Below are 12594 nucleotides of genomic sequence, written 5' to 3'. Positions count from 1 at the left end.
TATCCTAAGCAAATGTGGTTTACCGTAGTAGAATCGGCAAGGGTGAGTTAGTAGGCGCAGTTAGTGTAAGAGGCCGTCTGAAAAAGATTTTTAAACAAAAATAAGTGGTTATTTTTAGGAGTTAGAGGGAAAAATGGAGCAGCGAGAAAATAACAATTCGATGAAAAGTGCTGAAAACGCAGCTTTAAAGTTAAGTATTGATAATCCTATTAAAAGCGCTGAAAACGATGCTTTAAATCGCCATAAGAGTGCCAAACAGTTTGCATCCAGTATTTTCGATATTGATGCAAGCGAAGGCTTGGTGGTTGGTGTTTTAGGGGAGTGGGGAAGCGGGAAAACTTCCTATATCAATATGATGCGTGAAGAAATTTTGAAACACGCTGAAATTATTGAGTTTAACCCTTGGATGTTTTCAAGCGTTGATAATTTGGTTGAAAGCTTTTTTTCCGAATTAACGATTCAATTGAGAATACTAAACCATCATAAGATAAGCCGAAAATTCAAAAAGTATGGAGGTTTGTTTGATAAGCTTGATGCTATTCCATTTATTGGCAATTTGGGAAAAGGCATTTCTTTTTTCTTGAATAGTGTTGCTTTTATCTGGTCGGTTAAAGAGGGAGGTTTATCAGGTCTTCGCAATAAACTAACGCAGGAATTAAAGAAATTAGATAAGCCAATAGTTGTGATATTAGATGATGTGGATAGGCTGTCTTCTCAAGAAATCAAGGAAATTTTTAAGTTGGTGCGCTTAACGGCCAGTTTTCCCAATATGATTTATTTAATGGCATTCGATAAGCTTCGCGTTGAACAGGCTTTATCCGAGCAAGGGCAAATTGACGGTAAGGCATATTTAGAAAAGATTTTGCAGCTTAGTTTTGATATTCCTAAAGTTTCACGAAACCAGATACAAGAAAAGTTAATAAGTGCTTTAGATAATGTATTAAGTGCATTGCCTATCCAATTCGATGAAAAACGATGGGGAAATATTCTATATGAGATTATTTTGCCAAATATTAACAATATGCGTGATGTGAATCGTTATGCACTTGCCGTTAGTATAGCATTTAAAGAAATAAAAAATAAAATAGAAGCAGTAGATATTTTAGCTTTGGAAGCTATTCGTTTATTCAGACCAGATAAATTTCATCAAATCTATGAATTAAGGGATTTATTAACTACTGTTGATTTGCAAACTGATACAAATACTTTAAGGATCAAAGAATTCGTTGAAGACGATAAGCAATGTAATGCAATCATTAAAAATATATTTCCAATGTCTGAACAATATTTACAAGGAGGAGCGCGTTATTCACCCGAGTTTTATTCTAAATGTAAAAAAGAAAAGCGCTTAGTTGATAGCATATTTTTTGATTTCTATTTTGAGATGCAGGAAAGTATAAATCTATCTAATTACAATCAAGCTCAGCGTATTTTGTTGACAATGGCAGATGAGATTCGTTTTAAAAATAGTTTGGCAGAGGTACCTAAAGAAAACTTAGAAGATATTATCAATAATTTAATTAGTTTTGAAGATGAGTTTACTGAGCAACATGCCTTAGCAACAATACCTTATTTATATGAAATAATAAAAAAGATTCCCGATAGGCCAAGAACATTTATGGGTATTAGCTCTAAAGATATTGTAAGGCAATTGGTTTTTAGACTTATTCGTTCTATACCAGAACATAATAGATTAAACATAATTAAAGAGCTTATGAAAAAAACCAATCTGTCAGGAAGATTGGAAATTATTAATATAGTTAGTTATAGAGAAACATCAGCGTATAAACTTTTAGACGAAAATAAAGTTAACATACTAAAAGAAGAATTATATCGAGATATTCAAAGGGCAAGTGAGAATGAGCTTGTTAATGAGTTGGAATTATTACTTCTATTAAGTTGGTTAAGAAGTAAGATACCCGATATTGAGCTGCCAATTTTAAAATCTAAAAATATCTTTTTTAAGTTATTAAATTTTGCTAAGTCTGAAAGCTTGGGCCGTATTGCAGGAAGTTATTATACATATAGAAAAGAGTATTTATTTTGGGAGCAGCTTATTCAGCTATATAAATCTGAGAATAATTTGCATGAAATGATAGATTTATTAAATTCCGATGATACTTTTAAAAATGAACCTATTATGAAATTAGCCAATAAATATCGGAATGGTTGGCGTGATGATGATTATGCTTACCGGGCATCAAGGTACAAATAAGCCAATTTCATATTAAACAAATAGCCAATTAAAACTTTTAAAAAATAATATGCAAAAGAAACCTCTATCCCTAGCCGTAGTCGGCCACACCAATACCGGCAAAACCTCATTGCTGCGTACGCTGTTGCGTGACAGTCAGTTCGGCGAAGTCAAAAACGCGGCGGCGACAACGCGCCATGTCGAAGAAGCGGTGATTAGCGACGGCAGCCGTGCTTTGGTTTGTTTATACGATACGCCCGGTTTGGAAGATGCGGGCGGGGTGTTGGATTGGCTGGAAGACCATACTTCCAACCGTGCGGACGGTGTCGAGCGTTTGCAGCAGTTTCTCGACAGCCCCGAAGCGGCCGGTGATTTTAATCAGGAAGCGAAAGTTTTGCGCCAATTATTGCAAAGCGATATGGCTTTGTATGTGATTGATGCCCGCGAGCCGGTGTTGAATAAATATAAAGACGAATTAACCGTTTTATCGTGGTGTGCCAAGCCGGTGATGCCGGTGTTTAATTTTATCGGCGGGCAGGATTTAAACGAATGGGCAACCATGCTGGCACGGCGCGGTTTGCATGTGCATAGCGGTTTCGATACGGTGGCGTTTGATTTCGAGGGTGAAATCAGGCTTTGGGATAATCTGGCTACTATGCTGCCCGATCGCGGCATTTTAGACGATTTAATGGGCATGCGCCGCCGCGAATGGCAGAAACTCGACCGCGATGCGCGTTTGGATATCGCCCATTTTCTGATTGATGTGGCGGCATACCGTCAGGAAATCGACGAACACGACAACCCCGAACCGGTTTTGCAAACCATGCAGGCTTCGGTTCGCCAGCTTGAGCGCCAACTTCAGCGGCAGTTGTTTCAAACCTATCGTTTTTATCATAGCGAAATCGACACGGGCGATTGGGCGCTGAAAGCGTTTCATCAGGATCCGTTTGATGGGGAATTGCTGAAAGAATACGGTATCCGCATCGGCACGGGCGCGGCCACCGGCGCTTTAATCGGCATGGGGGTGGATATGATGACGCTGGGCGGTTCGCTCGGTTTGGGCACGGCCATCGGCAGCGTATTGGGCGGGGTGCTGCCGAATATGCAGACCATCAGCGATAAATTATCGGGCAGGCAAACCCTGCATATCGACCCCGAAACCGTTACCTTATTGGCCGCCCGCGCTTTGGATTTATTGCACGCCCTGCAAAAACGCGGCCATGCGGCGCAGGCGCAGATTGAAATGCTAAGCGGCAAAACGCCTTGGCAGCCGGCCAAATTGCCGCCCGAATTGAATAAGGCACGCAGTCAGGCCAAATGGTCGTCGCTGAATACCCATTCGCCGGAATCCAGCCGCCGCGAGCGTTCGGAAGCCGCGCGGTCTTTATCGGGTCGGCTTGGCGGGTAATCCTTAGCAAAGCGGCTGCCATAGGGTTTGGTTAAAGTTTAGGCCGTCTGAAAAGGTTTCAGACGGCCTAAAACGTTTATAAAAAATGCTGTCTGAACCAATAAAGAAACTGAATAAAACACAATAGAAAGCAGGTATATTGCGTTTGTGTTGTTTTTATCACTATAAATAAACAAAATAGTGTTTTAGGTTTGACGGCTTAGATGTTTCAGTGCATAATTGTTTTCTTCAAGTTGCTTAGTGCAGTTTGAAGTTTCTCCTCTATTTCTCCTTTGTAGACTTGGCGCATACCCTTATCGGGTGTGCGCATTTTTTTATCTGTTAAATAAATTTTTGAAAATAAAAAAGAATTTTATCAATAAAATTAAAGTGGCCTTGAATCATATGGCCGACTGGCCGGATGAAGTAGACATGATTTGATATTTTGGTCTGATGGAATTATTTTTCTAAATATTCGGTTTCGAATGCGAAATGAACATTCTATATTTTTCCATTTACCCTGAGAATTTTTAGCAAATAAATATCTGCTTGGTTAAATTATGTTGCATAAAAAATACTAATTGATGTTTTAGGAAAACATTATGAATAAAGGTATTGACTGATGTTTTAAGCTTGGGCATAATTCGCTCCGTTAGCTGGTTAAGTATTCAGTTAATAGTTTCTCCTCTATTTCTCCTTTGTAGACTTGGCACACAATTTTTTAAATTGTGTGCATTTTTTTTGGATTTTTTATGTTAAAAGTTCGTTTTGTATAAAATCGAATAATTTTTTATTCGTTTTATTTCTATTTAGAAAAATTCGCTTTGCATGAGGGTTGAAAAGGCCGTCTGAAAGGCCGTCTGAAAAAATAAATACTGAGGGCGGGGAATATAATGACAATAAATTTGTATAAATCATGCCAATCATAAATAAAACGAAGCAAGAAACCAAACAGGCTGTCTGAAAATTTTCAGACGGCCTGTTTGATTATGTTGTGAATGGTTGTCGGTTATTTGAATCGGCAGATAATGAGCGGCCTGTATGACAGGTGTGCTTTGCGATAGAATAAGCACTTTAAAACGATGGAATCGGTGGCTTATGTCTGCGATTTTAGAATTAATCCGTACCGAATCCCCGGGAACAGTGGCGGAAACTTTGGATTTCTTTTTATACGAATGCAGCTTGGACGAAGCGCCCGATGCGGCGGAAGTGGCCGAATGGCGGGCGGCTTTGGTAGCCAGAGGTGGAAAGTTTATCCGCTTGGCCGAAGTGTGCCAAACATGGCTGGATGAAGAGGGTTTATGAAAACCATACCGCTAAACCGTTTTGCATGGGCGGCCGTGATTTGGTTTCTCGGTGGCTGCTATGCTTTATTACTGCGCGAGGCCGACGGAAGTGTGCCGCCGTTTGCCCATTTCGATAAGGTGGTGCATTTTGCTTTGTTTTTTGCACAAATCTGGTTGTGTGCCAAAGCCTTTATGGTGGAAAACCGCCCGATTCCTTATCGTTCGCTGGTGGTGTTTGCCGTATTTTTTGCGGTATGCAGTGAGGTGGAGCAGGCTTTGCTCACAAAAACGCGTGAGGGTAGTGTGGGTGATGCGGTTGCTGATATGTTGGGAACGGCGGCAGCCTTATGGTTGGCCAATAAGGTGGCTAAGGCTAAGGGTTTGGTGAAGGTGCGTGCGGATGATGGTGCTTAATGCCATAAACTGTGCCGGATTTGATAATCAGAGTAACAGCCCTCATGATAGAAAGCATATATGAGGCCGTCTGAAAGATTTTGATTCTGCCCTGCATGCTTATCAATGGCTGTTAGTTTCAGACGGCCTGAAGTTTGTAAAACAATAAAATAAAGATTGAGAGAAGATTAAAAATGATGACTCCTTTTATAGAACGTCGCCGCAAACTACTTCAACAAATAGGCAACGACGGCATTGCCATATTGTTTGCCGCGCCTGAACAACGGCGCAGCAATGACACCACTTTCCCGTTTCGCCAAGACAGTTATTTTCATTATTTAACCGGCTTTCCGGAAACGGAATCGGTATTGGTGTTGGACGGTGCGGCGCAAACAGCCACGCTTTATTGCCGTGATAAAGATCCGCTGCGCGAAACATGGGACGGCTTTCGCTATGGCCCTGAAGCCGCACATGAGGCATTTGGTTTGGATGCGGCATACAGCATCAGCCGTTGGCATGAAGATTTAGAAAAACTGCTGCTGAATAAAAGCCGTTTATATGCCTTATGGGGCGTATATCCCGAACAAGACCGCTTATTGATGCAGGCATGGAGCAAGGTGCGGCAATATGCGGGGCAGCGTATTCAGTTGAATACTTATGCACCCGATAGTTTGGGTGATGTGTCAGAAATTCTGGATGCCATGCGTTTGGTGAAAGACGGGCATGAGTTGGCATTGTTGGAAGAAGCCGGTGAGATCAGCGCGAAAGCGCATATCCGAGCCATGCAGAAAACACGGCCGGGTGTGAGCGAATTGCAAATCGAAGCGGAATTATTGCATGAGTTTATGCGGCATGGTGCCCGTTTTCCTGCTTATAACAGCATTGTTGCCAGTGGTAAAAACGCCTGCTGTCTGCATTATGTTGAAAATAAAGATGTGTTGAACGACGGCGATTTATTGCTGATTGACGCGGGCGCGGAATATCAGGGTTATGCAGGCGATATCAGCCGCACGTTTCCGGTAAATGGCAAATTCAATCCCGCCCAAAAAGACCTTTACGAAGTGGTGTTGGCCGCCAATGAAGCTGCTATTGCCGCCGTGAAACCCGGTGCCGACTGGCGTGATTTGCATCAGATGACTTTGCGTATCTTGGTGCAGGGTATGGTGGATTTTAAATTATTACAGGGCACGGTAGACGGTAATATCGAGTCTTTAGCTTATCAGCGCTACTATATGCACGGCTTGGGGCATTGGGTCGGCTTAGATGTGCACGATGTGGGCGGCCGCTGGCAAAACGGCGAACCGATATTGCTGCAACCGGGGATGTGTACCACGATTGAGCCGGGTATTTATGTGAACGCCGCCGACGATATTCCCGAAGCTTTCCACAATATCGGTATCCGTATCGAAGACAATGTGTATGTAACCGAAACGGGAGGTAAGGTTTATACCGCTTCGGTGCCGAAAAGTGTTGCGGGGATTGAAGAGATTATGCGCGGCTGATTTTGAATGGAAAGCAGTTGGCAATGATTGTTGAAAGGTGCTTTTTAAAAGCACCTTTTTTATTATATTAATGACTTTTAATTATTTATTGAAATTTATTTTTATGATTAAATTTGAGCCATGCTATCAAGATTAATCACTTTAAAAAATTTATAGAAAAGATAGTATTGGTTGTTTGTTGGTAAATTGGTGTAAAATTTTTGTTGTAATATATGTCAAGGCTTGCCGCTTCTTTTGTATTGTGGCAATTTAATTTTTCCGGTGAATTATTAATAAAGTAATGTGCCGGTATTTGTATATATCATAATTTATAAAATAATCTACAAGAAAGGAATATGATCATGACTACGCAATTCTTTATGCCAGTACAAAATGTTTTAGGAGAAGGTGCACTGAATCAAGCTATAGAAATTATTGCAGCATTGGATTTGAAAAAGGCACTGATTGTTACCGATAGCGGGCTGGCTAAAATGGGTATGGCCGACCAGATCGGTGGATTGTTGAAAGAAAAAGGTATGGACTATGCCGTGTTTAGCGGTGTTCAACCGAATCCGACGGTAGGTAATGTAAATGACGGATTGGCTGCATTGAAAGAAGCAGGTGCCGATTTTGTGATTTCTTTGGGTGGCGGCTCTTCGCATGATGCGGCCAAAGGTATTGCCATTGTGGCGGCAAACGGCGGCAAAATCGAAGATTATGAAGGACTGGATAAATCTAAAAAACCACAGTTGCCGCTGGTGGCCATTAATACTACGGCCGGTACGGCTTCGGAAATGACCCGTTTCACCATTATTACCGATGAAACCCGCCATGTGAAAATGGCGATTGTCGATAAAAACGTGACCCCGCTTTTATCGGTGAATGATCCGGCATTAATGGAAAATATGCCGGCACCGCTGACGGCTGCTACAGGGATGGATGCGTTGACCCATGCAGTAGAGGCTTATGTTTCTACCGCTGCCAGCCCGATAACCGATACCTGTGCCGTTAAAGCCATTGAATTGATTGCCCGCTATCTGCCCACTGCGGTGAAAGAGCCGAAAAATAAAGAGGCTCGCGAGCAAATGGCCTATGCGCAATTTTTAGCCGGTATGGCATTTAATAATGCTTCTTTGGGCTATGTGCACGCCATGGCACACCAGTTGGGTGGGGTTTATGATTTACCGCATGGTGTATGTAATGCACTATTATTGCCGCATGTAGAACGTTTCAACCAAGATGCCGCACGGGAACGCTTGGATGAAGTCGGCAAAATCTTAAACCAAAACAATCCCGATTTAGCAGGCTTGGATGTGATTGCGGCTATTACCAAATTAGCCGGTATTGTCGGTATTCCGAAATCACTTAAAGAGTTAGGTGTAAAACAAGAAGACTTTGGTACGCTGGCAGATAATGCATTAAAAGATGTTTGCGGTTTTACCAATCCGGTTCAAGCCAGCAAAGAGCAGATTATCGGCATCTTTGAAGCTGCTTTTGATCCTGCTTAATGCTTGATAAAAAATAGCAATATTTTATTTTGCAATAAATAACAGGCCGTCTGAAACTTTGAACTGCACCCCAAAAGTTGGACACTCCTCCAACCCATTAAGGTGCAGTTTTCTTATGAGCAAATATACATTAGACTTTAAATACCAAGCCGTGCAATATTATCAGCGCGTACGCAGCCAACAGCGTACTGCCGATCACTTTAATATTTCCCGTACCCATTTACGCCGTTGGATAGCCGCATACAACCAAGGCGGCATCCGCGCACTTGAGCATCCGCAGGCCATTATGATCATCAAACGCAAAAACCCCTTTATCGTCGATAAACCCGACCACGAAAAAACACAGGCGGAACTAATCGAAGAGTTGCGCTATATGCGGGCGGAGAACGACTATCTAAAGGAATTAAAAGCCCTCAGGCAGAAAGAAGCGGTCGCCAAAAAAGCGAAGCCGTCCAAGCACTGAGGGCAAAACATCCGCTTAAATACCTGCTGCACAGTGCTGCACTGCCCAAAAGCAGCTTTTATTACCACCACGGCCGTCCCGACCCGGACGAACAGGACAAAGCCGCCGTTGCCGAAGTTTATGCCCGCCATCAAGGGCGTTACGGATACAGGCGGATTGCCGCCACTTTGTCATGGAATAAGAAAAAGGTTATCCGTTTGATGAAACTGTTGCAATTGAAAGCCAAAGTGCGTCCGAAAAAAGCCTACCGCCATCCGGCAATGGGCGAACCGTCGGATAATATTCTGAACCGCCGCTTTGAGGCGCAAAAGCCCAATGAGAAATGGCTGACGGATGCCACCGAATTCAAGTGCAGCAATGGCAAACTGTATCTGTCACCGATATTGGATGTATTTAACCGCGAAATCGTCGCTTATGCGATGAGCCGCCGCCCGAACAGCGAGATGGTGGAAAGAATGCTGAATGATGCGGTCTGCAAACTGACAAAGGCAGATAAAGTGCTGCTGCATTCCGATCAAGGTGTGCTGTACCGTACGGAAGCCTACCGCCGCACGTTGGCAGAACACGGCATAGTGAAAAGTATGTCGCGTAAAGGCAATTGTTGGGACAATGCACCGATGGAAAGCTTCTTTGCGATACTGAAGACGGAATGCTTTTATCAGGAAGGCAAAGTTTCGACAACAGAGCTGATGCAGACAATAGATGACTATATACGATACTACAATCATGACAGATGTAGTTTGAAATTGAAAAAGCTGAGTCCTGTGGCATACAGAACCCAGCTCGAAAAGGCAGCCTGAAAAGGCTTTTATGTTTGTCCAAGATTTGGGGGTCAGATCACTTTTTCAGACGGCCTCCTTATTTATGAGCAATATGCTTATTTTAAAAAGTATTTATTGCATTATAAAGATACAATTTTTTCCAAGCCTTCTTGACGCAAAGCCTCTTGAACACCTGCATCAGCTTCAACACGGCTGATAAACGGATTAAAGCTCTTATAAGCAGATAGATCCAATGCAAAGCTTTTAGACCAGCGCAAAATAATATACAGATACAAATCGGCAGTACTGATTTGGCCGGTGAGATAATCTTGTTTGCTCAATTGGTCATCAGCATGTTTCAACATTTTCACAATATTATTACGGGCATTTTCTGTTAATTCTGCGACCGCTTTTTCATCAGAAACCAACTTATCCGGTGCAAAGATCAAACCAAAAGCTTTATGTACATCGGAATTTAAAAAAGCTAGCCAGTGCATAATTTCACCGATATGTTTGGGTGAATTGTCGCCGCCGAAAATATTGGCTTTCGGATAAAGCGCATTAATATACATTTGCACGGCGATATTTTGAGAAACCACCGTATCACCATCCACAATAGCAGGCACCGAACCTTGAGGGTTAATACTTAAATAAGCTTCGGACTTTAACTCATCGCGAGGCATAATATTCAGTTCATAATCGGCTTTCGCCCATTCCAGCGCAGTATGGGGAACAAAAGAGCAGGCACCGGGAAGAATATAGAGTTTAATCATAATATTACCTTTATTTTTTGGTTAATCGGTATGCCGTTGGTCGGCGGGATTGAATTATTAAGATGTTTATGGGGATGTTTGGGGAGAAATACAAGGGTAGAGTTTTGTTAAAAATAATGCTTATTTTTGATTGCTAGTGATGGAATATAAGGCTGTTGTCTATGGTTAAATAGTTTTCAGACGGACATAATAAGAAAATAATAGATTATTTATTATTTAATTGTGCTTCAAATAAATTATTAATTAAGAAAAAGATAGTTTTAGGAGATTTTTCTAGTAAAGGAATGCGTATGTTTAATTCTTTTGAATAAGCTTGTATTTGAATAGGTGTTATTTCTAAATGAAAAGTTGCGTATTGATTAATATTATTCAAATATTTAGGCAATTCTTTATTAAATATTTTTTGGCCTCTTTAATTGTTCTTATATCATAGTCACTGCGCATGAATGCTTGAGTTGAGCCTCCTGATGCATTAATGCCACCACCAGGAGTAATATAAACATTTCCATTACTGGTTTGTGCAGGTGTATTTATATTGTTTTTTCTCAACTTACGTAAATCATTATCATTGGGTTTCCATGCTAAAGTAATATTTTCTCCTTTAATTTTATGTGCCTCAATAAGGAAAGGCCAATTATTTTCAATAATATCAAGAATAGATTGGTCGGTCCAATCCTCATGTTTAAATATTCCAATGCAGTAAATTTTTGAATTTGTAATAATAGCAAAAAGTAATTCTTTTGTACGCGCTATAAAATGAGTGTTTTTACTATCTTCTTTTTCTCCAAGATGAAAATGGTGGATTCCCCAATCATTTAACATTGCATCATTTGTATATAAATCTTGAATAGATTTACTCAAATATTTATTTAAATCTCTTCCTTGTGTGCAATCTTCACAAAATTGTAAATATCCTAGCTTAACTTTTTCAGGACATAAAAAATTCGCTGATTTAATAACTTCCCTTTTTTGTATAGAAACTAACCGCCGTTTAATACTATGATATAGATACAGAATATCTCTAACATCAGAAGGAAATTGATTCACTTGAAATCCCCAACTTTTAATTTGGGATTTCACATGTTGTATCCAGTCACCTTCAAAATCATATGTTATATTTTTCATAAAATTACCATATAAATTAAATGTATTTAATTGGCTAATTTACTAGATAAGCACAAATATAAATGGTTATATCATCGAGTAACTTTCAATTTTAAATAAATTTATAAATAATTATAAATTTATTTATTTTTTAACATCCTTCTGACAATCAAAACAATAAACCTTACCCTGAAACCGTGCCTTATTATTCCAACAAAAATGAGCCACTTTGGGGCTTACTGTTTTTTTACAGGCAGCACAAAATAACCGCTTAGGTGTGGTAGTAGTATTTGCGGTTGTATGAGGTTTGGATTGTGATGTTGTTTCGTCTGATATCTGTTCAGAAACAATTATTTTAGGTTCAGGAGTAGGTTGTGATTCGTTGTTTACTTGTATTGATTCCGAATCAGGTGTAGTAGCTTCGGGTTTATCTGTAATACCGAAGCGGGCTTTCCAATTCATAGTTAAAGGGCGGTGAAGTGCGGCCAATGATTGGGCAAATGTTTGTAAGGTTTCACTGGAAATTACTTTGGTTACAGAGGTAGCCATACTGACTATATTTTCTTGATCGAGATCACGGTTAATTTGTTGGTATAGCTGCTCATTTTTAATAATTCGCTCTAAACCTTGAATCTTTTTGGCATTTTTCGGGCGTGAAATGCGTGCCGAATTGGCTACCAGAATCAGGCTGATTAATTTGGGTTTTAGCTTAAAGCCCAAGCGAGTGGGTAGTTCGATATGGTCGCTATCCAGTATTTTTTCCAGTAAGCGGATATGTTGGTTGTTTTGCTCTATGGGTGAGGGGATGCCGTAAGGCCGTCCTTTATAATACGCTGAGAATTCGCCGTATTCGTTAATGGAAATACCTTCGTTAAAGCGCTTGCTTTCGCAAACATAAATTTCTAAAAAACGATTAATCAGCAGGTGGTCGATTTGAGCTACTTGGCCGTTATATTCCAATCTTAAATCGTGAATTACCATCCAGTTTTTGGTTTCGCCATAATGAAAAGCCATTTGATAGGCAGTTTCTTTTTCGCCGTTGACACCTGATTGAATATTTTTAATTTCACGGATAATTTGGTTTTGGGTTGTGGTGCTGATGTCGGGCAAGGCCAATAGGGAATTCAACACTTCAATATCGTGAGTACGATTTTCAGACTGTTTGATAATCATAATATATTTATAATCTAGTTTGTTTATTATTTATCAATCTATAATCATATCAAATATTTTTACAAAGTAAA

Annotated in this window: 11 protein-coding genes; 8 read left to right on the top strand and 3 right to left on the bottom strand. The window is 40.5% G+C overall.

What is annotated here, in order from left to right; genetic code table 11:
- Nucleotides 1-133 precede the first annotated feature (133 nt).
- The 8 genes from D0T92_RS08620 (at nucleotide 134) to D0T92_RS08585 (ending at nucleotide 9512) form a co-directional block, all read left to right on the top strand.
- On the top strand, nucleotides 134-2215 hold the full coding sequence (locus D0T92_RS08620; protein WP_151052005.1) for a KAP family P-loop NTPase fold protein: 2082 nt from the start codon (nucleotides 134-136) through the stop codon (nucleotides 2213-2215).
- Between the two features lie 49 nt (nucleotides 2216-2264).
- Nucleotides 2265-3602, top strand: coding sequence for a GTPase/DUF3482 domain-containing protein (locus tag D0T92_RS08615; protein ID WP_151052003.1), 1338 nt, complete (start codon nucleotides 2265-2267; stop codon nucleotides 3600-3602).
- Nucleotides 3603-4679: 1077 nt separating this feature from the next.
- Nucleotides 4680-4886 carry a dioxygenase gene (locus D0T92_RS08610; protein WP_151052001.1) on the top strand — a complete coding sequence of 69 codons (207 nt, stop codon included), beginning with the start codon at nucleotides 4680-4682 and terminating at the stop codon, nucleotides 4884-4886.
- Nucleotides 4883-5281, top strand: coding sequence for a VanZ family protein (locus tag D0T92_RS08605; RefSeq protein ID WP_151051999.1), 399 nt, complete (start codon nucleotides 4883-4885; stop codon nucleotides 5279-5281). Before D0T92_RS08610 ends, D0T92_RS08605 begins: the two co-directional genes overlap by 4 nt.
- A 173-nt stretch (nucleotides 5282-5454) precedes the next feature.
- Nucleotides 5455-6762 (top strand): aminopeptidase P N-terminal domain-containing protein, encoded by a 1308-nt coding sequence (locus D0T92_RS08600; RefSeq protein WP_225315095.1) that lies wholly within the window; start codon nucleotides 5455-5457, stop codon nucleotides 6760-6762.
- Nucleotides 6763-7103: 341 nt separating this feature from the next.
- A complete protein-coding gene (locus D0T92_RS08595; protein WP_151051997.1) occupies nucleotides 7104-8249 on the top strand; it encodes an iron-containing alcohol dehydrogenase in 1146 nt (381 codons plus the stop codon).
- 115 nt (nucleotides 8250-8364) lie between these two features.
- Nucleotides 8365-8712: a helix-turn-helix domain-containing protein gene (locus D0T92_RS08590; protein WP_151049971.1), complete on the top strand. Its 348-nt coding sequence runs from the start codon at nucleotides 8365-8367 to the stop codon at nucleotides 8710-8712.
- A complete protein-coding gene (locus D0T92_RS08585) occupies nucleotides 8652-9512 on the top strand; it encodes an IS3 family transposase (RefSeq protein ID WP_151050639.1) in 861 nt (286 codons plus the stop codon). The genes D0T92_RS08590 and D0T92_RS08585 overlap by 61 nt, the downstream gene beginning before the upstream one ends.
- A 101-nt stretch (nucleotides 9513-9613) precedes the next feature.
- Here D0T92_RS08585 and D0T92_RS08580 read toward each other — a convergent pair whose 3' ends face one another.
- The 3 genes from D0T92_RS08580 to D0T92_RS08570 all read right to left on the bottom strand — a co-directional run bounded on the left by D0T92_RS08580 (nucleotide 9614) and on the right by D0T92_RS08570 (nucleotide 12523).
- On the bottom strand, nucleotides 9614-10246 hold the full coding sequence (locus D0T92_RS08580) for a glutathione S-transferase family protein (RefSeq protein ID WP_225315094.1): 633 nt from the start codon (nucleotides 10244-10246) through the stop codon (nucleotides 9614-9616).
- A 369-nt stretch (nucleotides 10247-10615) separates the two neighbouring features.
- On the bottom strand, nucleotides 10616-11371 hold the full coding sequence (locus D0T92_RS08575) for a hypothetical protein (RefSeq protein WP_151051995.1): 756 nt from the start codon (nucleotides 11369-11371) through the stop codon (nucleotides 10616-10618).
- A gap of 123 nt (nucleotides 11372-11494) precedes the next feature.
- Entirely contained in the window at nucleotides 11495-12523 is a 1029-nt protein-coding gene (locus D0T92_RS08570) for a nuclease-related domain-containing protein (protein ID WP_151051993.1), read from the bottom strand.
- Nucleotides 12524-12594 lie beyond the last annotated feature (71 nt).

The sequence above is a fragment of the Neisseria zalophi genome, assembly GCF_008807015.1.
GTDB classification, from domain to species: Bacteria; Pseudomonadota; Gammaproteobacteria; order Burkholderiales; family Neisseriaceae; genus Neisseria; species Neisseria zalophi.
The sequence above is the reverse complement of the archived record's forward strand: the minus strand, read 5'-3'. Positions and strand labels throughout refer to the sequence as shown.

What these genes read in the sequence shown, in the direction of transcription:
- D0T92_RS08620 (WP_151052005.1), top strand. Translation starts at nt 134, where the DNA reads ATGGAGCAGCGAGAAAATAACAATTCGATGAAAAGTGCTGAAAACGCA.
- D0T92_RS08615 (WP_151052003.1), top strand. Translation starts at nt 2,265, where the DNA reads ATGCAAAAGAAACCTCTATCCCTAGCCGTAGTCGGCCACACCAATACC.
- D0T92_RS08610 (WP_151052001.1), top strand. Translation starts at nt 4,680, where the DNA reads ATGTCTGCGATTTTAGAATTAATCCGTACCGAATCCCCGGGAACAGTG.
- D0T92_RS08605 (WP_151051999.1), top strand. Translation starts at nt 4,883, where the DNA reads ATGAAAACCATACCGCTAAACCGTTTTGCATGGGCGGCCGTGATTTGG.
- D0T92_RS08600 (WP_225315095.1), top strand. Translation starts at nt 5,455, where the DNA reads ATGATGACTCCTTTTATAGAACGTCGCCGCAAACTACTTCAACAAATA.
- D0T92_RS08595 (WP_151051997.1), top strand. Translation starts at nt 7,104, where the DNA reads ATGACTACGCAATTCTTTATGCCAGTACAAAATGTTTTAGGAGAAGGT.
- D0T92_RS08590 (WP_151049971.1), top strand. Translation starts at nt 8,365, where the DNA reads ATGAGCAAATATACATTAGACTTTAAATACCAAGCCGTGCAATATTAT.
- D0T92_RS08580 (WP_225315094.1), bottom strand. Translation starts at nt 10,246, where the DNA reads ATGATTAAACTCTATATTCTTCCCGGTGCCTGCTCTTTTGTTCCCCAT.
- D0T92_RS08575 (WP_151051995.1), bottom strand. Translation starts at nt 11,371, where the DNA reads ATGAAAAATATAACATATGATTTTGAAGGTGACTGGATACAACATGTG.
- D0T92_RS08570 (WP_151051993.1), bottom strand. Translation starts at nt 12,523, where the DNA reads ATGATTATCAAACAGTCTGAAAATCGTACTCACGATATTGAAGTGTTG.